We start from the raw sequence: 23,147 nt of genomic DNA, 5'->3' as shown, positions 1-23,147 counted from the left end.
GTTTTATTTTATTAGCTCCCTTTCAGAAAAAATATCATCAGTAAACCCATTATCAAATTTAATACTGGTCATTACCATTTTTGTTTTTGTACCGTTCTTTTTATCCTCCATAACCAGTTCTTTGGCAATAGTATATGAGCCTATTTTTGTAATTTTATTATCTGTGAGCACCTTATAAAGTTTTCCGCCTTTATCGTAATGTTCCACTTTTACGGGGTAATTATCCTGTGTACGGACATACATCATGAGCTTTAAATAATCAGTAACAATACCTGTTTTAGGTGTCAACTCCAGAACATAATACCCTCCTGCTGTGGTTATAAGTTTCGGATTCCATTTACTTGAATACCTTTTCGCTTCCATATCTTCATAAGAAAAATCGGTACCGGCAAATTTTGAATTTTTCACAGAAGAGCCTATCTTTCTTGTCTTTCCGAAAGCAGGCAAGTAAACGGTAAGGTTGTCGTTTGGCAACGAAAGAAACCCGATTCCTTTCTGGTCGGCCGGAGTCAGAAACTTTACCAGGCGTTTATCACTGCCTTTTTGCCTAGTAACCATTGTACGGACACTTTCTTTTAAACTTTTATCATAAATAGTAATAGTCATGTTAATAAACTGATCTTTTGGTGCATTGATGATATCGTCCACTTTTTGGAGAATGTCAGAAGCGCTCTGAGCAGAAGCGCTAAAAAAAGTGAAAAAAGGTACTGTTAAAGATACTAATACGATTATTAAAAACTTTTTCATGTAATAAGTATTTATTAAAACTATTAATTGGAAATTATTTTATTTTTATTAACGAGTTTAAGGTTAAACAAAGTAATAACAGCCGGCAATATCGTTATGGCACCAATACCACTAAAGCACATAGTTATTGCAACCAGAATGCCAAAATTGACGAGAGGAAGAAGATTGGCAAAAATCAGCACCAAAAATCCCAACATAACTGTTATGATATTGATTACTATGGATTTCCCTGATATAAGAATGGTATTAGAGATAGCATCTTTAATGCTTCGGCCCTTAATAATATGATTTTTGTATTCTGTAATAAAATGTATGGAATAATCAATGCCTGCTCCGACGGTAATACTTGCTATTAAGATAGTGCAAATATCCAGCGCGATTCCCGCATAACCCATAAAGCCAAAAATAACAACCATAGTGAATAAGAGCGGGATTATTCCCACAAAAGCGCTTTTGATGGAACGCAGCAAGAATATCATGGTAATAAAAATCAACACCAGGGAAAGAACAAGGCTTTGCAATAGGTTATTCATCAGGCTGTCGTCAAAATTGGAATAAATCCCCGGCATTCCCGACTGTGTAAAAGTAATTTCATTAGTGCTTAAACTTTCTATAAGTTTATTCAAAGAAGAATAAATCTCTCTGTATCTCTTCGTTTCAACATTCCTGACATAGGCTTGTATAACCGCTTCTGTTTTATCGTTATTAATCATTTGGCGCAGCATATCGTCCCCTTCAATAAGAAACATCAGGTTCGAAACCTTATCGCGGCTGTCAGGAATCTTTTTTCCCTCGCCCATGCAATCATTCATTTCTTCAATAAAATCGCCCACATAAGAAACATTTTTTATATCGGGTTGCTGTTCCAAAAATATTTTTATTTTTTTCATTTTTTCGAGTACAAGCGGGTTCTGAATATCACCCCTGACAAGAACCATAATGGGTAGTGAGCCACCAAATTCTTTATTCATTATGGATGCCGTGATACGCATATCCGTTTCCGGGCGAAAATAATTTAAAATGTCAATTTTATCTTTTATCAGCGGGATGCCTGCAACCATACCCAACAACAATAACAGCGAAGAGATAAGTATTTTCTTAGGGTGAAATGTGATAAAAGCGGAGAGTTTGTTGAGAAATCTTTCCAGGAAATGAAATTTCCCTGCTTTTAAAGGTTGGAAATGAGTTTTCTCTACAGGAAAGTACGACAGCAATGCCGGAGAAAATGTGATAGAAATTATAAGTACAAAGAAAACACCCAATGCAGAAAAAATTCCAAACTCCTTGATAATGTTCAGGTAGGCGTTAAAGACAAAAGAAAGAAAACCCATAACGGTAGTCAGGCCCGCCAATAAAACAGCCAGCCCAACTTCACGCAATGCTGATGCCGATTGTTCCTTTTTGAGGCTTTTATCCCTTACAACTCTCTTAAACCTATTGTATATATGTATCCCGTATGCGCTTCCTACAGAAAACAACACAACCGGTATGGCGTCAGAAATCGGTGAAAGCTCTACATGTAAAATACTCATCAGCCCCATGCTCCAGATAACGCCCATGGCCACAGCTAAAACCGGAATCAATATGCCTCGAAATGTCCGAAAACTGATAAATAAAGTAAAAGCAATAAGCAATACAATTAAAGGCGTCAGCAGCATTAAGTCCTTAATAACCAAATCCATTATATTCATTAACTGAAAAGGTACGCCTTCGAAATAATATTTTTCAGGGAATTTTTTTGAAAGAACGGATTCTTTTATTTTTCTAGCCACGCTGTTTTTGTCAACATCCTGATTGACGCGGCATACGATTACGGTATATTTTGAATCTTCCGAAACGAGGTTTCCTCTGTAAAGCTTTTTTCCTAAAGTATATTCTTTAATTTTTTTTAATTCCTCGCTGCTTTTCGGAAGGTTGTTCTCTTCAATCAAACGAGATATTTCGAAACCATCATCGGTTTTTTTTATGTCGAGTACATTGGTAAGGCTGGTAACATAATCAACACCTTCAACGAGTTTCAGGGATGTTGTAAGCTCGCTGGTATGTTCCAAAGTTTCTTTTGTAAAAACATCTTTTTCAGCTTCCACAATAACAATCGCCATCAGGCTTGAGGAATAATTTCTGCCTATATAATTAAACCTTGCAACAACAGAATCGCTTTTCGGCAGGTAGGTTGTGATGTCCGGGTTTATTTTTAAATCTTTAAGGAAATACGCCATGAAAGCCGTAAGTAGTGTAAAGGCAATTATTATGAATGCCCTGAATTTAATAACCAATGTTGAAAATTTTCTCATAAGCCTGAAACACCAGATTAAAATGACCTCGGCACTATGCCATAAAACAATACATTCAGCAACTGGTCAATATCATTTTCTATTTGTTTCATATCTTTTTCACTTGAAAAAGAAAATTCAAAACCCTTCATGCTGACGATGATGACTCTTGCCTTTTCCAATGATTTTTGCAATATCTTCGAGATTTGTCTTTTTATATCCATACCTGCTGAACACTTTTTGTGCTGCTTTAAGTATTGAAATCTTCACGCTGCTGTTGGGTTCCATAATAATTTTTTATTTTCTGCAAAAGAATTTATAATACAAGAGTTGATAATAATATAATTTTCTAGTTTTTTAAACCGTTTATAAACTTATTTAAAAATTATGTTTTTTCCCCAGGTAATTTTTTCACAAGTCTAAGGTTAAAGAGCTTTATAATAGATGGCAAAATGGTGATAGAGCCCATGCCGCTAAAAAACATGGTAATGGCAATGAGTATTCCGAAATTGATTAGTGGCATCATACTGGCGAATATAAGCACCAGAAACCCCAGCATGATAGTTATTACATTAATTATTATCGGCCTGCCGGTAACTTTTAATGTATTTGTGATGGCATCATCAATATTCAGCCCTTTCGATATTTGCCGTTTGTATTCGGTTATAAAGTGAATGGCATAATCAATGCCTGCGCCAACCGTTATACTTGCAATAAGGATGGTAGCAATATCCAGTGCGATACCCGAAAATCCCATAAAACCGAAAATAAGCACCATGGTAACCAGCAGGGGTATCATTCCCACTATGGCGCTTTTGGCAGAGCGCAGTAAAAAAACCATACATATATAAACAAGTACCAGCGCAAGTATAATGCTTTGAATCAGGTTTTTCTTCATGCTGTTATCAAAGTTTGAATACACACCCGGCATACCCGTTTGCTCGAACAAAAGATTTGAGGTATTGAGCGGCGCCAGAAATGTGTTCAGCGAATTATAAATTTCGCGGTAACGTTCCGTGTCAACATTACGGACCGAAGCCTGTATGATAGCTTCTGTCTTTTGCGGGTTTATCATTTGTTTAATCATTTCCTCCCCCTGTATCAATGGCCATATACGATTTATCAATTCCTTCATGCCTTTAAAATTATCTTCTGAGGGTGTACTACGATGTATTTGTTTCTGAATATCTTTTATGTTCATTGTCTCAGGCACGTTGACCTTATCCTCTCCACTATTTAGCACTTCAAAAAAATCAACAACAGAGAAAGCATTGCTGATATCCGGCTGCTGTTCCATAAATCCCTGCACCATTTTCATTTTCGCCAGGGTTTGCGGATTCATGATATCGCCCCTTACGCGAACCATGATAGGCAGTGAGCCTCCAAACTCTTTGTTCATGACTGATGCCGAACGTCTGATATCGGAATTGGGTTTAAAATAATTCAGTATGTCAATCTTATTCTGAAGAAAAGGAATTCCGACAACCGATACGATAACTACGGCGGCAGCGATGATAATTATCATAAGCGGGCGGCGCAAAATAACTTTGGATAACCTGATAATAAATTCTCCCAAAAAATCATATTTATGAGTCTTTCCAATGCTTACCGCTTTCTTTTCAGCAGGAAAATAAGATAATAGAGCCGGTGTAAATGTTACGGAAAGCATCAGGATGAACAAAACTCCAATGGCTGTAAAAATGCCAAACTCAGTGATAACGCTCAGGTAAGAACCAAAGATAAACGACATAAAACCCATTACGGTTGTAATCCCTGCCAGCAACACTGAAATTCCCACTTCAGAAAGCGCTTTGACAATCTGTTGTTTTTTTTCTTCTCTGGAGTTTACCATCAGCCGGAAGCGATTTACAATATGGATGCCGTATGCCGCCCCCACAGCAAAAAGCACAACAGGTATTGCATCAGAAATAGGTGAAAGCTTCACCCCTGCTAGGCTCATAATACCCATGCTCCATATCGTCCCCATACCCACAGCCAGCACCGGAACCAAAATGCCCCGCAGGCTTCTGAAACTAAACAGCAAAGCTAAAGTGATAACTAAAATAATAAGAGGTGTAAGAAAAAACAAATCTCTCATGATAAAGTCCAATATGTTCAGCACCTGAAAAGGCATTCCCTCGAAATAAAATTTTTCAGGGAAATTTTTCAAAATTACATGCTCCCTTATTTTTTTGGCAACATCATTTCGTTCTGACGACTCGCTTAAATGGCATATGATTACCGAATATCTGGAGTTAGAAGATATCAGGCGGTCTTTGTACAGTTTTTTAGACAGTGCGTAATCCTTAAGCTTTTTCAGTTCCTCAGCAGATTGAGGAATATTATTTTCGTCAATGAGGCGGGGAATGGTAAGCGTATTTTGAAAACTGGCAAACTGAGCTAAAGATTTCTGTAAAGATGCATTATTCTGCATTTTTTTCAAATCTTCGAAATTCTGAGGCAGTGCGGAGATATCAATGTTAGTTTTTGTAAGAGAGCTATCAGCCAGCATCTCATTAATATTAGCCGGTAGTTTTATATCCAGCACATTGGTGATGCTCGTAACAAAACTTACCCCGTTAAATTTTTCCAGTTCCTTGGTCAGTGTGCTGATATGCTCCAGGGTTTCTTTGGTAAAAATATCTTTCTCAGCTTCAACAATAATAACTGCCAGCTGGCTTGTGGAGTAATGCTTGCTGATATAATTAAACCTTGCCACTACCGAATCGCTTTCGGGAAGATACGTTGTTATATCTGCATTAATTTTTATATCTTTAAGAAAAAACAGCATAACTGCCGTAAACAACAGGCATACGGCAATAATGGCCGACCTGAATTTTATTACAAACGATGAAAACTTAAACATAAATTTTGAGTTGATGGGAAGTTTGAAAAAGTGTTTTATTATTTTGTTGGGGTTTTTATTATTCCGTAAAAGAGTACATCCATGAGTTTATCAATATCCTCTTCCATTTTTATGATATCCTGCTGGTATGAAAAAGGGTATTCAAAGCCTTTCATGGCAAGGATGATAGCATAGGCTGTCAGATGAACATCGCGGGCAACAAATTCATTTTTCGCAATTCCTTCCGAGAGAATGTCCGAAACGATTTCAATTTCCATCTGGTCGTACTTTTGCCTGATTTTCTCAAAGACAGCGACATTTTCCAGGTATTCACTTTTTATGGCGCTATAGAAATTTAAAACATAATTGTATAATTCCATGCGTTTCGTGATGTAACGTCTCAGTTTCTTCTGAGGGCTTGTTTCATGTTCAAGGGTGTTTATCATTTCGTTGCTGAACCTTTCAACTTCAAAATCAAGCACCGCCCCGAATATTTCTTCTTTGTTTTTGTAATAATAATACAAGGCGGTTTTTCCCTTACCAATATGTTTCGCAATATCCTCAAGCGTTGTTTTCCTGAAGCCGAACTTACTGAAGACCTCCCTTGCCGCATGCATAATTGTCTCTTTCATGTTACCTTCTGTAAGAATATTGCATCCTTATATTTTTGAATAATTGATTAAAACGTTCAAAATTATAAAAATATTTCAAACAAAAAGAAAAACAAGATGAATATTTTTGATGTTAAAAAACTGGAGTTTCCTTAAAAAAATACGGTAAAAACATGTAAGTTGTTTAATATCAACTATTTTTGCTGTTTATTAAATGGAAGGTGTTATTTTTTTTTCGTTTTTATGAGGTTCCTCAAAAAAGTTGTGTCCATAAAGTGTATCTTAGAATTGACAAAAACTTCAACACACCTATGGACACAAACTCAACGACAATTCATCGTTTCAAAATGCAAAGTAACAAATTTTCAGGAACAATCTCAAAAAATTTGTGTAAAACTCAAAAACGCTTAGTTAAAGAAATGCTATCGGTATATCAAACAGGCATATAATTTTGAAGATTTTAGGATTCTTAGTTACAAGTCAATACGAAACATTACCGTTTTGGTTCATGCTATTGCATATTTTACAAGTATATACATTGGGGTACCGCTGAAATTGAAAGTAATGGTACAAAAAATATTTTTCCTTTCAAAAAGGATATTTGGTGTGCCAACTTTCTTTAATTACGCAATGGCTGACGGTATATTTGAACTACTAAAACATTCCAGGGCAGGGCCCAACCAGTTTAAATCACGAATTGGACCTAACTCCGACACTTTTCAACTATCTTTATTCCCGGATTAAATTTTGAGGAAACTCCAGTAAAAAAACAACATTAGGGTATTACTTTAAATACTCTTCCAGAGCATTATCATATATTTTTTTGGCATCCTTCACCTGGCCATAAGAAATATCGTCAACACGCATTTCGCCTTTGGTTACGTGTCCCAGCAATGTGCAATTGGCCCTTGTATCCACAATAAAATCAAGAAATTCCGCTTCTTTTTCCTGACTCACGCTCACCAATATCCTGCCCTGGCTTTCTCCAAAAAGAAATGCATCTTCACGTATTTCACAGTCGGTTGTGATATCAAAACCAAGGTTTCTGAACATTCCGCACTCGAACAATGCAATAAAAAGCCCGCCTTCCGACACATCATGCGCTGAGTTGATAAGGCTGCTGCTTATCAATTCCCCCAAAACATAATGTGTAATAAATTCCTTGTCAATATTGAAATATGGCGGAGGCGATAAAGGCACTTTATGATAATTCACAAGGTATTGTGAGGAATTTATGTCGTTGCGGTTTTCCCCCAGCATATATATCATATCGCCTTTCTGCTTGAAATCCATAGTCATAAGCATGCTCTTATGTTCCAGCAGTCCTATCATGCCAATTACCGGAGTAGGAAATATCGGCACCACTTTTCCGTCCATATTTGACTGGTTGTAAAAGCTTACATTACCGCCTGTAACAGGAGTGCCGAATTTTTTACAGGCATTTGACATGCCTTTGATGGCATGCACAAACTGCCAGTACACTTCCGGATTATAAGGGTTTCCAAAGTTGAGGCAATTGGTAACTGCCAATGGTTTACCTCCCGAACAGACGATGTTACGTGCGGCTTCCGCTACGGCAATTTCCGTTCCAATACGTGGATCTGCATAAACATAACGGGCATTACAATCAACCGTCATAACCAATGCTTTATCTGTCCCTTTGAGGTTTACCGCGGCAGCATCGGCAGGCATGTTAGTAGTCATATTTTTAGTTCCCACCATACTGTCGTACTGTTCCCACACCCATTTTTTTGAACAGATGTTGGGGATGGCGAGCAGCATTCTGGCCACAGGCCTCAGGTCGGCAGGTTCAGGAACAGAGTTGATATTAAATTTTTTTGACTTTTTGTAATACTCCGGTTCTTTATAATCACGCTGATACACGGGTGCGCCTCCTCCCAGCACCAGCGATTCGGCAGGGATTTTTGCCACAATTTCGCCGTTCATATAATAGTTAAGCATGCCTCCTTTGGTCACTTTGCCTATCTCTGCACAATTGAGATCCCATTTTTCAAAAATTTTCTTGGCGACATCTTCCCTGCCTTTTTCTATGACTACCAGCATACGTTCCTGCGACTCGGACAGGAGAATTTCAAAAGGTTTCATATTTTTCTGCCTGAGGGGTACTTTGTCAAGAAAAATATCCATACCATGTTCTCCTTTCTCCGACATTTCGGAAGTTGAACAGACGATTCCGGCAGCCCCCATATCCTGCATTCCGACCACACATCCTGATTTTATCAGTTCCAGCGATGCTTCCAGTAAAAGTTTTTCCTGAAAAGGGTCGCCAACCTGCACTGAAGGCAGGTCTTCGGCAGAGTTCTCGGTGATATCTTCCGAAGCAAAAGTGGCGCCGTGTATGCCGTCTTTGCCAGTGGATGAGCCCACAATAAAGATGGGATTGCCTACACCTTTTGATGTGGCGGAAACGGTGTTACTCGCTTTCACCACCCCCACCGACATAGCATTCACAAGAATATTCTGATTATAACATTCGTCAAAATTGGTTTCTCCTGCTACAACAGGCACACCAAAAGCATTGCCATAGTCGCCAATTCCTTTTACCACCCCTTTCACAAGGCGTTTGGTACGGTCAAGAGCCAGGTTACCAAATCGCAAGGAATTAAGCTGGGCTATAGGCCTGGCTCCCATGGTAAAAATGTCGCGGTTGATACCTCCGACACCCGTGGCAGCCCCCTGGTAAGGTTCCACAGCCGAAGGATGGTTATGTGATTCAATTTTAAACACGCAGGCCATACCGTTTCCGATATCCACCATGCCGGCATTTTCTTCGCCGGCTTTGGCAAGCATCTGCGGCCCTTCCTTGGGAAGTTTTTTCAGCCAGAAAATGGAATTCTTATAGGAACAATGTTCCGACCACATCACCGAAAACACGCTGAGCTCATTAAAATTCGGCATACGGCCCAATATTTCTTTTATCTTCTTAAACTCTTCCTCATTAAGGCCGAGCATCTGAGCCGTCTCCAGAGTTACCTTCTTTTCTGATTTGTCTTTTTTCATCGCCGATAATAGATTGTATCTCTGCAAAAGTAAAAAAATATCATTACTGAAAAAGATACGCTGATTTTTTTTATGGATATGTTTAAATAAATTCTAAACAAACCTCATCGAATTAAATTTAAATGAAGCACTTTGATATAAAACTCTTATTATTACCCTAAAAAAAAATAATTAACTGAAGTTTTGCATAAAAAATTAAACTGTCAAATACCTGTCAATAATGAATTGTAAAGACACTAACTAAATGAAAAATAACTTTTTTACATATAGTCAAAAAGAACAAAACCACGGTCAGTCAGAGCAGCTTCTCCTGAAACGAAAGTGCCTGCCTGCCGGCAAGGCAGGGAAGGAGAAGATTGTCGAAGACGACCGTTGTATGTCAAACTTCGACACGGACTCAACCCTCAACGCAGCGCTGTGTCCGGCTCTGTGTGACCTAAAGAAATTATGCAAAACTCAAGTAATTAATATTTACCATAAACTCAAAATACTGAATAGTTTCAAAAAAATTATCTTTGTTGATTAATTTCTGAAGAAATTGGAGATACTACTTACGCTATTATACACACTTTTCATAATTTTTCTTATTTGGAAAATTCCTTTTTTCAAATTGGAAGGAATAAAAGCATATTGGCTGATTGTAGTTTTTTTAATCAAGCTGGCAGCCGGTGTGGGCATGTATTTTTTGTACACCTACTATTACACTGACCGGGCTACCGCGGATATTTTCAAGTATTTTGATGATAGTAAAATAATGTATGACGCTCTGTGGAACAAACCCATTGACTTTTTCAAAATGCTTTTCAGCATCCAAAACGACACCCCGTACTTTAATAATTACTACCACCAGATGAACAATTGGTTCCGGGTGTTTGAAAGCAATATCTACAACGACAGTCACACCATCATACGCCTGAATGCAGTTTTGAGAATTTTTTCTTTCGGATACTATAACGTTCATACGGTTTTTATGTGCTTTTTGTCGCTCACGGGCCTGGTAGGAATTTATAAATTTTTTTTACCGCACTTTATAAATAAGAGACATTTGCTTTTTATTGCGGTTTTCCTGATTCCCTCTGTGTTATTTTGGGGTTCCGGCGTATTAAAAGAAGGCATACTTCTTTTTGGACTCGGGATTTTACTCTATACTTTAAAATGCATCGGAATACGAAAAAAACTTATTATCAATCTTATCATTTTTCATGCAGCTATGTTTTTGTTGATACATACTAAATTTTATATTTTCATTATCGTCTCACCCTTGTTGTTTGGTTATTTATGGTGCAGAAAAGATAATTCTTACCGCTGCTATTTAAAGTATGCCTTATTTATCGGAATCATAATATTGGCTGGAATTAATATTCATCATATCTTTCCGGGATATAATGCCGTTCAGATAATTGCTCAAAAACAAAATGATTTTGTGGGGCTGGCTAAAGAAATGAATTCAGGCAGCTTAACCAGCGATAAGCTTTTAAAACCGGAGTTAAGCGATATGATTCTGCAGGCACCCGTTTCGTTTTATAATACACTCATCAGACCATACATCTTTGAAGCTCATTCGTTGATAATGATATTTGCAGCCATCGAAAATATGGTTATTTTATTTTTAATAATTTTTTGTTTAGTTTTTGCCCGGTTTAAAGAGGCAAATAAATCTATTTTGATATTTTGCTTTATAATTGTGACGGGGACATTCATTCTGACAGGCATTACCACACCTGTTATCGGGGCTATGGTCAGATATAAAGCCCCTGCTTTGCCTTTTTTGCTGATATTTTTATTTCATTTGCTTGACAAAGAAAAAGTATTTATGCATTTACCTTTTTTAAGGAAATTCGCCTCATGAGAAAAGTGTTTTTTTTCACATTTTTCACTTTGATATTTTCAATAAATACATTCTGCCAGACAGATACTTTATTTATTAAAGAAGTATTGATTCATGCTGATAAGATTGCATTTATTGACCCCGGAGGCATCAGAAATGTTCAGGTGATACAGGCTGAAGATATCAGTAAACTACCCGTTGCTACCCTTCCCGAATTGTTAAATTATTTGACTGCTACCGATATCCGCTCCCGCGGAGCAAATGAAGTTCAGGCTGATGTCAGCATTGACGGAGGTTCATTTGAGCAGACACTTATCCTGCTCAACGGAATACGTGTCAATAACCCCCAGACAGGCCACCACAACCTGGATATTCCTATAGAAATCAGCAAAGTAAAACGCATCGAAATCATGAAAGGTTCGGGAGCACGGCTTTTTGGCCCGGGCGCTTTCAGTGGGGTGATAAACATCATTACTTCCGATTATGATGAAAGTTTTGTCAGCGTATCGGCTTCCGGCGGTATGTATGGGTTAATCGACGGAAATATTTCTTCAAATATCAATTCAAAAAACAGCAATAATTTTTTTTCTTTTAATTACAAACAATGTTTAGGGTACACAACAAACACTGATTTCAATGTCTGGAAAGGATTTTACAGAGGGAGTTTCAAATTCAAAAACAGCAGCTTCGCTCTGCAGGCAGGATATCAGGATAAGGCCTTTGGCGCCAACAGCTTTTACTCCTTTAAATATCCCGAGCAGTATGAAAAAACAAAATCAGGACTCATGGCAATCACCTATTCATACAGCAAAAAAACAAACCTGATTATCAATGGGTATTTGCAACTGCATCATGACCGCTTTCAGCTTTTCAGGGAAGATGCTCCGGTATGGTATATAAATCACAATTACCATCTTACAGAAGTTAAAGGAGGCAGTGTTGAAATGAGTTTTTATCCAATACTTGGTAAAACCAACATACGCGGCGAGTTTTATAATGAAATAATCAACAGCAATGTTTTAGGGGAAACAACTTCTGATACCATAAAAGATATCTGGGACAAAAACGGCTTTTTTACAAATAAATCTTCACGAAATACATTTAATGTATCTATAAACCAAACTTTAAGTAAAAAAAGGACAAGCTTCACTTTCGGTATTTTGCTGAATTATAATAACAAATTCGGTTTCGATTTTTGTCCCGGCTTTGATTTTATGGCTAACATCAGCCCGAAGTTAAAAGTTTTCTTTTCTGCCAACAAATCATTACGTGCACCAAGTTTTACCGAGCTATATTACCAGAGCCCTGTAAACCGTGCCAATCCCGAATTAATGTCCGAAAAAGCCTATCAGGCAGAAGGCGGGCTGAATTATAAAAATAAAGGGCTTCAAATAAATATTACCGGATTTTACCGTTATGGCAAAAATATCATTGACTGGGTAAAGGAGCCGGATTCAAGCATTTGGGAAAGCTCAAATATCACAGAGCTGCACACATGGGGTGCTGAAGCAATCATAAATATAAATTTTGAAGATTTCAATATCAAGAAATGTTTTCTGCAGACATTGCGTTTATCATATTCATATATAGATTCGTATAAAAAAAGCGGGGATTTGATTTCATATTATGTTATGGATTATTTGAAACACAAGCTCACACTGAGCACAGATGTAAAAATCTATAAATCCCTTGGCTTCAACCTGACGCTGCTTTTGCAGGACAGAAACGGCAGTTACACCGATTTTGCGACAGGAGGCGAAAAAAGTTATGCGGTATTTCTAGTCGGGGATGCCAAAGTTTTCTGGCGTCCGCTGAATTTTGATATTTTTGTGGCATGCAACAACATTTTCAACACCAGGTATTATGATTTCGGCAATATTCAGATGCCTGGTGCTTGGGTGACGGGAGGTATCCGATATTTATTTAATTTTAAAACAAAAAATCATGGCAACTAAGAAAAAAACTGTAATAGTTACAGGCGCCAGTTCAGGCATCGGCAAAGCATGCGCCACTATTTTCGCACAAAATAATTTTAAAGTCATAGTTACAGGCAGAAGGCTGGAGTTGTTAAAATCGCTGGCCGCTTCATTAAAGAAAAAATACGATGCTGAAGTTTTGGTATTAAATTTTGATGTCAGAAACTATGATGAGGTGGCTCTGGCCATTAAAAAAATACCTGCACAATGGAAAAGTATTGACATTCTCATCAACAATGCTGGGCTCGCCGCAGGCCTTGAGCCTATAAACGAAGGCAAAATTGACGACTGGACACAAATGATAGATACTAATATAAAAGGGTTACTCTACGTCAGCCGTTGCATCATTCCGGGAATGATACATCGAAAAAAAGGCCACATCATCAACATTGGTTCCATTGCCGGTAAAGAAAGTTATCTTAATGGAAATGTTTACTGTGCTACCAAGGCAGCTGTTGATTCTCTCACTAAGTCCATGAGGATAGACTTACTGGAACATAATATCAAAGTGAGTCAGATTGCCCCGGGTGCAGCACAAACAGAGTTCTCCGAAGTCAGATTTAAAGGAGATAAAGTGAAAGCAAAAAAAGCATATGAGGGATTTACACCATTGACAGGAGACGATATTGCAGGTGCTGTGTATTTTGTAGCATCCCTGCCAGCACACGTCAATGTGAACGACCTGCTCATTATGCCAACATCTCAGGCAAACACTACACATTTGTTAAAAAAATAAATATGCAGAAAATATTGTTTTGTTAACAAACCTAAAAAAATTATTAAGGAAATATAAATTTAATTAACTTTGTTTTCTTTTTTTATCAAACTGATTTAAAATCAGACACATAACTAAAATGAAAACTAAATAAAATCTTAAGTTTATGGAAATAACACGTATTTTTGATTTGCTTGAAACATATGCCCAAAAATTTCCCAAAGATGATGCTCTGGCTGGAAAAGAAGATGGTGAATGGATAAAATACAGTACTAAGTCGTACATAGAAATATCCAATTACATAGCTTACGGATTTATTAATCTTGGAGTTAAAAAAGGTGACAAGATTGCCACCATCACTTTCAACAGGCCCGAATGGAATTTTCTTGACATGGGCATCATGCTTTGTGGAGCTATACATGTCCCGATATACCCGAACATCACTGAGTCTGATTATAAATACATACTAAACCATGCTGAAGTAAAATATGTATTTGTTGCCGGAGAAGACCTCTTCAAAAAAATTGAAAGCATCGCTTCAGAAGTACCGTCTCTAAAAGAAATTTATACTTTTAAAAACCTGCACGGATGCAAACATCTGAATGAGTTGATTCGTTTGGGTTGGCAAAATCCAGCAAAAGAAACGGTAACAGAAATAAAAGATTCTATTAAAACGGATGATATCGCTACAATAATTTACACTTCCGGCACCACCGGTGTCCCCAAGGGTGTGATGCTGTCGCACGCAAACATTATCAGTAATTTTATTGCTGTTTCATATATTCCTCCTATTGGGCCTACCGACAATGCCCTCAGTTTCCTGCCGTTATGCCATGTTTATGAACGTATGCTGAATTACCTCTACCAATATCTTGGAGTTTCAATTTATTATGCCGAAAACCTGGGGACGATAGCAGACAATATGAAAGAAGTGAAACCGGCCATTATTTCATGCGTTCCCCGCCTGCTTGAAAAAATTTATGACAGGATTGTAAAAGCGGGGCGAAAGCTTTCCCCTGTTAAAAAGAGATTATTCTTCTGGGCTCTGGAAGTTGGCTCAAAATATGAACTCGAAACCTGCCATAGCTTCTGGTATAAATTAAAACTGAAAGTTGCCAATGTCCTTATCTTCAGCAAATGGAGGGCTGTATTCGGCGGAAATATTAAGTTGGTTGTTTCCGGGGCGGCAGCTTTACAGGCAAGGCTTGCCAGAATTTTCTGGGCTGCGCGGATTCCCGTTCTCGAAGGTTACGGGTTAACAGAAACCTCTCCGGTCATCGCTGTGAACAGCTTTGTGGATAAAGATGGCGTAAAATTCGGCACGGTAGGAAAACCCCTGAGAGGCGTGCAGGTAGAAATTGCTGAAGACGGAGAAATATTATGCAAAGGCCCGGGATTAATGAAAGGCTACTATAAAGATGAAGTATATACAAAAGAAGTTATTGATACTGATGGATGGTTTCATACCGGTGACCTGGGACAAATTGAAGAAAAAGGACAGCTGCGCATTACCGGCAGGAAAAAAGAAATATTTAAAACATCTTTTGGGAAATATATCAACCCGGGACAGATTGAAGATAAATTCAAAGAATCCCCTATGATTGATACTTTGATTGTACTGGGTGAAAACCAAAAATTTGCCGCGGCACTTTTGGTTCCTGACTTTAATGACCTGAAATCCTGGTGTGAAAACAAAAACATTGTTTATACCACCAACACAGAAATGATAAACCATCCCGATGTAAAAAAGAAATTTGCAAAAGAAGTGAGTTTTTACAACTCCTTTTTCGGAGACACCGAGCAAATCAAACGTTGGGAAATAATGGATTCTGAATGGTCGGTTTTTTCAGGAGAACTGACACCCACTCTGAAAATAAAACGTGAATATATTGTTAAGAAGTATCAAAACATCATTGACAAAATGTTTGAAAATAACCAATAATTACTCTCGACATGAAACGTATTTATTTTTTATTACCCCTTTTGGGAATATTGTTTTTTATTGTTTCATGTAACAATAACAATTCCCATGACAATAAAACAATACTAACTGAACGAATACAATACCCCGTATTTATAAAATGCCCTTATGAAGAAGAAACCGACTGGTGGAAAGAAAACCTCGAAGGCCCGAAAAGAGAAAAATTCGTCAATCTCCTGCTTGATGCCGTTGCCGAAGGGAAGGTTAAAGCTTACGATTACATTGATAACTCAGAATTAAGTAAAAAACATATTGGCCATATTTTCAGCAGGTCAGATACTCTCCTGATGCCTTCTTCTGTGCCTCCCTACGATGAAAAAGACACCATCATAAACGTAAAACTGGAGCGAAAAGACATTCACAGGCTTACATTTCTTGAAGAATGGTATTTTGATGAAAAGAACTTTTTGATGGAAAAGAAAGTAGTGGGAATAGCCCCTGCTGTTGCACAATATTCTGAAGATGGAGAGTTAAAAGGATACAAGCCTTTGTTCTGGATATATCTTGACAAAAAATACCCTTTAAAAAAATAGCGTTCAATCTTTTCAATTACCAAAAATACCGGCATAATTTCGGACACTGACTCAGTGAATATATGCGACAACGCTATAGTCGGGTAAAGTATTATTTGTTTTGCTTTTATAAATATCTGACTTTTACGAAGTCAATACAACAAAAAAATACACGGCAATTCGGTGCCGGAAGTGTCGGATATTTATAAGATGAGTAAAACAAGCAAGCTGTTACTCCATAGGAACCGAACCTTAATTCAATTATAAACAACTTACTCTATTCATTTCAACCCCTCCAAGCTCTACATATTGACCTGACATATTTTATTCTTAAAAAAACAAACCTTTATGTTAATAATTTCGTATTAAACTTATTTATAAGGCTAATAATTTTTTTTATTATTTTTGAAATGAAATAAATAAGGGAATTGAAACATTTTATTTCTAAATTTCTTATCCTGATTTTTTTATTTTCTCCGCTTCTCCTTATGGCGCAGGAAGAGATATTAATACGTCCACAGTATTCCAGAATTTCTGAGAAACACAGAAATAAAATTGACAGTCTGGGACATAAACAGGGCTTGTGGAAATATTTCACTCGTGACGGAATATTATTTATGGAAGTTACTTTTCAAAACAACGTAAAACACGGGTCCTGTACCCGACGCTCAACATCCACGGGAACTGTCATTGAAGAATCTAATTACTTCAACGGAAAGCGTGACGGGGAATACAGGCGATATTCCTATAGCGGCCTGCTGATAAGCGAAGGTTTCTATGAGAACGGTAAAAAAAACGGCAAATGGATTACCTATTACCCTGTAAACAACGAAACCAAAAGTGAAGGCTTTTATAATAAGGGAAAGAGAGAGGGGTTTTGGAAATATTACAATTCTAAAGGCAAGTTGAAATTACAGGGAGAATATAAAGACGGACTCAGAGACGGCGACTGGATTACCTATGCCGGAGACGGCTCTGTTGTTGAAACAAAAAAATTTATCAAAGGGCTGACCCAGGAAGAAGTAGAATTAGCAGCTAAGAAAAAGTCACAAACCGTTAGCAAAAAGACAAGTACTATTAAAAGGAAAACTCAGAAAACGCCTCCCGGGGAAACAAAAACCCCTAAAAACAATTGATTCCGCTACATCTTTAGGCGTGTAAGCCTGTTGCATGTAAATATTATCCGTAAATATTCCGATACCTTACCGCATTATCAAGGGCATCCATAATTTCGCGGGAAAAACCCGTGGGTTGCTTTTCCGGCAGGGAAACCCCTGAAACTCTGTCAGAGAGTTTTATCTTTTCGGCCATGCTTTCGCAGCCAATTTTCAGCTGTTCCCTGTAAAACTCATCCAGCTCCACAAAATTATTGCCGAAACGGTCGCTAAAATCCATCAGCACATCCACAGCAGCATGGTATATGGTTTCTTTATCTGCAGTATGTTGCCGCAGAGACTTGTAAATTTCATCAATCAGCGAAGCTGCGTGCTTCCTGATATTATCCGGAACGGGAATGCTGCAGGTATCTTTTGTTACCATACTTGGATTTTCCCTTTCCCAGGCAGCCATTTCCCTTGCTACTGCTGCATCATAAGCCGAGCGCTTGGAATCAATCAGATAAATGGTGTATGTAAATATAATTTTTTCCATCATCCGGGGCAACCTTGTCTTAAAATGAGAGACAATTTTTATGAAAGTTTTGCGGTGCATCTTTTCTGCCCTGAAGAAAAAGTAAACAAAAACTCCAGCAACCATTTTGCGCATATGCCACATCAGCCTGAGTCCTGAGGTTCTTACTGCGGGTTTGTAGGTGATGCCCTTCAGGAAGCCAATAGCTCTTTCCCGAAACTTCTCCGGTTTGTAAATATCATCCCAATACGCTGCCAGGCCTTCCAGAAGCTCTATGCGCGACATTTGTTTCGGGATAATGTTTGTGATAATATCAAGTTTGTCGCTGGCATCCTGATGTTCGGTAGTTACCAGCCTCCCCTGTCTTTTGTATTCATACCACATTTTTGTGCCCGGGGGTGCCGCCAGTGGATGACAAATATGAAAAACAATATTGTTACGCTGAATAAACTCAGCCGTCAGCCGGAAAATATCTTTGTTATCAGAATCGGCGCCAATAATCATGTGTGCAAGTATCACCATCCCATAGGACTGTATCTTGCACACCGCGTCATCGAGCTGGAGAACAAGGTTTTGTTTTTTGTTCATATCTTTCAGCGACTCAATATTCACCGATTCTATGCCTATCATCAGCACCATGAAGTTGGCGTCGGCCAACAGCTTCAGCAGTTCTTCATCGCCGGCGATGGTGATATCAATCTGAGTAAAGAATCCCACAGGGATTTTAAATGTTTTATTCAGCGCTATCATCTGCCTCAGCAGTTTTTTCACATATATACGGTCACCGGCAAAATTGTCGTCGGCAATAAAAATGATGTCCACTCCCAGTTTCTGCAACCTTTTTATTTCTTCGAGCACCTGAGGGATTGTTTTGCTGCGGGGTTTGCGGCCATATGTGTATATCACATCGCAGAAACTGCAGTCGAAGGGGCATCCTCTTGTAGTTTGCAGTAATACATTGTTGTATGATATTATGTCTTTGCCCAATAGTTCCCATCGCGGCGGCGGTGATTTTGTAAGGTCGGGTTTTATGATGCTCCTGTAAACATTCTGATAATTACGATTTTTGACATCATTCAGAAAGCGTGGCCAGGTGTCTTCCGCTTCTCCGTGAAACACCACATCAATATGTTCTTTGTTTTTATAAATCAGCGTTTCCACACCGATACCTCCTGCCACCACGATGGCTGAAGGGCAGTATTTTTTACATGCAGCTGCAATCTGCAGGCTGCGTTTTAGTTGGTTGGAAGTAACAGATATACCTATGATGTCGTAACTTTTACCTGGCAGAAACTCTTCAACAGGGCCATGCATGTATTCATCCCGTATGCTAACTTCATGCTCAGGTGGTGTGAGGGCGGCTATGGTGGCTACCGCATGAGGTGCATTGTTGGCTTTGGCAAAAAGGTAAGGTATCTGCCTGATAATTTTGTTGTCAATTTCGTCGGGAGTGCCCGGGCTTATCAATAATATTTTCATAGTTCGCAGCTTTTCAGCCTCTGTATTTTATCCGGTACTTTGTTGTTTCTTCAGGATTTTATTTATGACTATGGCTACACCACAACCAGTGCAGGCATATATTAATGGCAAAAAATAATTCAGAAAACGCCCTTCATAGTCGGCAAAGGTAAGAGCAATTATCATAAGGTGCATAATTACTACCCAAAAAATTATTTTTACGGCTTTGTTTTTTCTGAAGTACCATCCTCCAATTAATGCAAAAATGTAAGCCGGGAAAAGCCATAGGTACAACCTCAGTTTATACTTTACGCTAAGCCATGAACGGTTTATCTGAAGAAGTTCGGTAACAACCCTTTTAATTGCAAGTTTGATGCAGGGCAAAGGGTTTTGTAAAATATAAAGATAACTTTTTTTCCAGTTATCTCCTGCCAAAGCATTATCTACCGGCATATTTACTCTTAGCTCAGGACAGTTGGGTATCACTTCGCCGTTCAGAAACACCTGGTTCATGCGGATATGTTCCGTGCCTATGTTTTCTATGGCTTTATTTGTAAAAGGGAGGTGTGTAACAATAACAACAAACAAGGTTGTCACAAACATGGATACGAGCGATTTAATCCACGCCCTTTTTAAATATGCATGGATGCCAAAAGTCAGGGTCAGCGGTAGCAACACCCATGCATTTGGCCTGATGGAAAGGATGATGAGCAGGGAAATTATGGCGGAAATATATGTCCGAATGGTCTTTTTCTCCAGAGCTTTGTAAAGCAGAAAAACCGTAATTATCAACATGGACGTGTATAACGATTCTGTCATAATGTACAGATGCCACTGCGTGATGAAAGGATTTGCAAGGTAAAAACCCGAAGCTGTAAATCCGGCAAAACGGCTTCCGCTAAACGATAACACAAGTTTATAAAGAAAATATGCGGACAAAAGAGCCATAAGAATTTGCAACCATACCACGATATAAACCCCTGCACCTGTTATTTTTGCAAAAACTATCAGGGCAATGTAACCTGCAAACTGCTGCTGTTTATAATCAAGGCTTCCGCCGTCCAACAATGCTTCGGCGCCTTCTATGTAACGAAATGAATCCACAAGGTATTGCACCCCGCTGTAGCCGGTATTGCCATGTTGCCAGTTGTATAGGTTCAGAAAGATGAAACGCAGGATTATCGCTAGAGCGATAAGCGCCAGTATTAACTTCCTTTTTTTGTAACCCAGTGCAACAAGATTTTTCATTTAAGATTACGTTATATGTATAGTAAAATCTACAAAACTAATCCTATTTGTTTTAATATCAAAAAGCAGTTTCTTAATATAAAGTTAAAAACATCACAGCGTAAAACAGTAAAAAAATATTTTTTTATATTTGTAAAAAACATAAGTATGCAACGTATTATTACCATTTTATCCTGTTATTTTTGTTTTACACTTTATACTTACGCACAACATGTTGGCAATGTACCTTATGAATTTCAGGCAAAATACCACATGCTCGACTCGGCTGAGCTGTATGCACCGCTGAAAGACAACAAGGCCTTTACCCAAACACCTCCGCCCACCGGCACGGTACGCCCCATAGCCGAATGGGAACCCGCACAGGCAGTGTTGGTGAGTTACCCAGGCAATTTCGGCATCCCATATTCGCTAATCGAAGAAATGTCTCAAGATTGCAAAGTTATTACCGTTGTTACTTCTTCATTTCAACAAACCACCGTAACAAATAATTATAATTCAAACGGAGTAAACCTAGCTAACTGTCAGTTTTTGATTAGACCTCTTAACTCGTATTGGACAAGAGATTACGGTCCATGGTTTATAATGACAAATGATAATACTGTTGCCATAATAGATTTCCCTTACAACAGAGATCGCCCAACAGATGACACCATTCCAAGAGCTATAGCAACATATATAGGAATGCCTTTGTACGGCATGAACATCTTTCACACCGGTGGTAATTATATGTGTGACGGAATTGAAGTAGCAGCTATGACTGATTTAGTTGAAGAAGAAAATCAAACTCTTAATCATGCCCAGATTGACACAATGTTTAGTCAATATATGGGTATTAAAAGGAACTATATCACTGCAGACCCTTTGGCTGATTATATAAAACATATAGACTGCTGGGGTAAGTTTCTGGATGTGGATAAAATATTGATTGCATCTGTACCTACAAGCAATTCTCATTATAGCGATTACGAAGCCATGGCGGCTTACTGGGCAAACGAAACTTCTTCTTTTGGAAACAAATATAAGGTTTACAGGGTTTATGAGCCGAGTGGTCAACCTTATACAAACTCTTTGATTTTAAACAAGAAAGTATTAGTGCCTATAAAAGGTGGTTCTAACACAACATACGATAATTCTGCATTAGAAGTTTACCAAAATGCCATGCCAGGCTATGAAGTCTTAGGCTTCTTAGCTTCAACTGCATCTTGGCAATCCACCGATGCCCTGCACTGTCGCACCCACGAGATAGCAGATAAAGGCATGTTGTACATAAAGCATTATCCATTGCTGGGCCAAAAGCCTCTACAGGCACATGTCATAAATACCGAAATATTCGCTTTAAGCGGTAGCAACATTATCCCCGATTCAGTATATGTAAAGTACAGAGTTTTTCACGGTTTCTGGAGCTCCTGGATAAAAATAAACATGACCAACACTTCGGGCAACAGTTGGACAGCCGAAATTCCTCAGCAGCAAAACGGCGACACCATAGCCTATTATATCCACGCCTCCGACCAGTCGCCGCGCAACGAAACACACCCGCTGATAGGAGAACCCGACCCGCATAAGTTTTATTTGTTCGGAACAACCACCGTGGTGGAAGAAAAAGAAATTACCAAAGCCATCGTTTTTCCCAATCCCGCTGTGGATTACATTTACATACAAATGTGCCAAGCCAAAAATTCTTCTGCGCAGATACGTTTGTATGATATTTTAGGCAAAGAAGTGATGGCGGTAGATGAAAAAAACCTTAATGAGCGTATGCTGCGGCTGGATGTAACCGAATTACAAGCCGGTACATACTTTTTATCCATACGTTCGGGCAACTTTAAAGAAACAAGAAAAATAATGGTGATGCATTAGCAACAATGCAATGCTATTTTTAACCCGGATGAAACCGAATTATTTATTATGATGCGGACAAGGAGATTTTTCGCCTTCCTTGACGCAAGTTTTTTCAACAATTACTTTTACACATGTTGAATCACTTGTAATTGTTGTGTCTCCTGAAGCGCACATTCCTTTGTGATTAAACTTAAACCCGCAGCATTTGTTGAAATCCATTTGGCCTTTTTGACACTCAGAAGCATGATAACGTACAAATTTAATTGCATGTCTTGCTGCGCAAAATCCACCTGTAACAGCTATGGCAAGTGTGATACATACCAGTATCGTTCCAAGATGTATTTTCTTATTGCTTTTATCTGCAAACCCCTTTATAATTATTATCAAGCCCATAAAGCCAATAATTACGCCTACTAAAGCTAATAAATAGGCAATGATCGTCATTGTATTCATAAAATTGT

General features: G+C 38.3%; 17 protein-coding genes. 8 read left to right on the top strand and 9 right to left on the bottom strand.

The window, feature by feature from the left end; all coding sequences use genetic code 11:
• Nucleotides 1-3: 3 nt before the first annotated feature.
• The 6 genes from M0R16_04515 to purL all read right to left on the bottom strand — a co-directional run bounded on the left by M0R16_04515 (nucleotide 4) and on the right by purL (nucleotide 9,497).
• Entirely contained in the window at nucleotides 4-747 is a 744-nt protein-coding gene (locus M0R16_04515; protein MCK9612146.1) for an outer membrane lipoprotein-sorting protein, read from the bottom strand.
• A 23-nt stretch (nucleotides 748-770) separates the two neighbouring features.
• The gene (locus tag M0R16_04510) at nucleotides 771-3,041 is read right to left on the bottom strand and encodes an MMPL family transporter (protein ID MCK9612145.1); all 2,271 of its coding nucleotides are present in this window, start codon (nucleotides 3,039-3,041) and stop codon (nucleotides 771-773) included.
• Nucleotides 3,042-3,058: 17 nt separating this feature from the next.
• On the bottom strand, nucleotides 3,059-3,244 hold the full coding sequence (locus M0R16_04505) for a hypothetical protein (GenBank protein ID MCK9612144.1): 186 nt from the start codon (nucleotides 3,242-3,244) through the stop codon (nucleotides 3,059-3,061).
• Nucleotides 3,245-3,405: 161 nt separating this feature from the next.
• Nucleotides 3,406-5,886, bottom strand: coding sequence for an MMPL family transporter (locus M0R16_04500; GenBank protein MCK9612143.1), 2,481 nt, complete (start codon nucleotides 5,884-5,886; stop codon nucleotides 3,406-3,408).
• 38 nt (nucleotides 5,887-5,924) lie between these two features.
• A complete protein-coding gene (locus M0R16_04495; GenBank protein ID MCK9612142.1) occupies nucleotides 5,925-6,497 on the bottom strand; it encodes a TetR/AcrR family transcriptional regulator in 573 nt (190 codons plus the stop codon).
• A gap of 762 nt (nucleotides 6,498-7,259) precedes the next feature.
• Entirely contained in the window at nucleotides 7,260-9,497 is a 2,238-nt protein-coding gene (gene purL, locus M0R16_04490) for a phosphoribosylformylglycinamidine synthase subunit PurL (protein MCK9612141.1), read from the bottom strand.
• 244 nt (nucleotides 9,498-9,741) lie between these two features.
• Between purL and M0R16_04485 the strand changes: the two genes are divergently transcribed.
• From M0R16_04485 to M0R16_04455, 7 genes are all read left to right on the top strand, one after another.
• The gene (locus tag M0R16_04485; GenBank protein MCK9612140.1) at nucleotides 9,742-10,023 is read left to right on the top strand and encodes a hypothetical protein; all 282 of its coding nucleotides are present in this window, start codon (nucleotides 9,742-9,744) and stop codon (nucleotides 10,021-10,023) included.
• Between the two features lie 84 nt (nucleotides 10,024-10,107).
• Entirely contained in the window at nucleotides 10,108-11,346 is a 1,239-nt protein-coding gene (locus M0R16_04480) for a hypothetical protein (GenBank protein ID MCK9612139.1), read from the top strand.
• Nucleotides 11,343-13,280, top strand: coding sequence for a TonB-dependent receptor (locus tag M0R16_04475; protein MCK9612138.1), 1,938 nt, complete (start codon nucleotides 11,343-11,345; stop codon nucleotides 13,278-13,280). The genes M0R16_04480 and M0R16_04475 overlap by 4 nt, the downstream gene beginning before the upstream one ends.
• Nucleotides 13,270-14,037 (top strand): SDR family NAD(P)-dependent oxidoreductase, encoded by a 768-nt coding sequence (locus M0R16_04470; GenBank protein ID MCK9612137.1) that lies wholly within the window; start codon nucleotides 13,270-13,272, stop codon nucleotides 14,035-14,037. The genes M0R16_04475 and M0R16_04470 overlap by 11 nt, the downstream gene beginning before the upstream one ends.
• Nucleotides 14,038-14,182: 145 nt before the next feature.
• The gene (locus tag M0R16_04465) at nucleotides 14,183-15,958 is read left to right on the top strand and encodes a long-chain fatty acid--CoA ligase (GenBank protein MCK9612136.1); all 1,776 of its coding nucleotides are present in this window, start codon (nucleotides 14,183-14,185) and stop codon (nucleotides 15,956-15,958) included.
• Between the two features lie 11 nt (nucleotides 15,959-15,969).
• Nucleotides 15,970-16,530 carry a hypothetical protein gene (locus M0R16_04460; protein MCK9612135.1) on the top strand — a complete coding sequence of 187 codons (561 nt, stop codon included), beginning with the start codon at nucleotides 15,970-15,972 and terminating at the stop codon, nucleotides 16,528-16,530.
• A gap of 407 nt (nucleotides 16,531-16,937) precedes the next feature.
• Complete coding sequence (locus M0R16_04455) at nucleotides 16,938-17,645, top strand: hypothetical protein (GenBank protein ID MCK9612134.1); 708 nt, start codon at nucleotides 16,938-16,940, stop codon at nucleotides 17,643-17,645.
• 43 nt (nucleotides 17,646-17,688) lie between these two features.
• Here the strand turns inward: M0R16_04455 and M0R16_04450 are convergent, their stop codons facing one another.
• Complete coding sequence (locus M0R16_04450; GenBank protein ID MCK9612133.1) at nucleotides 17,689-19,617, bottom strand: B12-binding domain-containing radical SAM protein; 1,929 nt, start codon at nucleotides 19,615-19,617, stop codon at nucleotides 17,689-17,691.
• Nucleotides 19,618-19,644: 27 nt separating this feature from the next.
• Nucleotides 19,645-20,844: a glycosyltransferase family 39 protein gene (locus M0R16_04445; protein MCK9612132.1), complete on the bottom strand. Its 1,200-nt coding sequence runs from the start codon at nucleotides 20,842-20,844 to the stop codon at nucleotides 19,645-19,647.
• Nucleotides 20,845-20,991: 147 nt separating this feature from the next.
• On the opposite strand from M0R16_04445, the gene M0R16_04440 reads away from it, so the two are divergent.
• Nucleotides 20,992-22,704: an agmatine deiminase family protein gene (locus M0R16_04440; protein MCK9612131.1), complete on the top strand. Its 1,713-nt coding sequence runs from the start codon at nucleotides 20,992-20,994 to the stop codon at nucleotides 22,702-22,704.
• A 39-nt stretch (nucleotides 22,705-22,743) separates the two neighbouring features.
• On the opposite strand, the gene M0R16_04435 is transcribed toward M0R16_04440, so the two are convergent.
• A complete protein-coding gene (locus M0R16_04435) occupies nucleotides 22,744-23,139 on the bottom strand; it encodes a hypothetical protein (GenBank protein ID MCK9612130.1) in 396 nt (131 codons plus the stop codon).
• Nucleotides 23,140-23,147 lie beyond the last annotated feature (8 nt).

It is taken from the genome of Bacteroidales bacterium, assembly GCA_023228145.1.
GTDB lineage: Bacteria > Bacteroidota > Bacteroidia > Bacteroidales > CAIWKO01 > CAIWKO01.
Note: the sequence above shows the minus strand (reverse complement) of the source record. Positions and strands in the feature narration are given on the sequence as shown.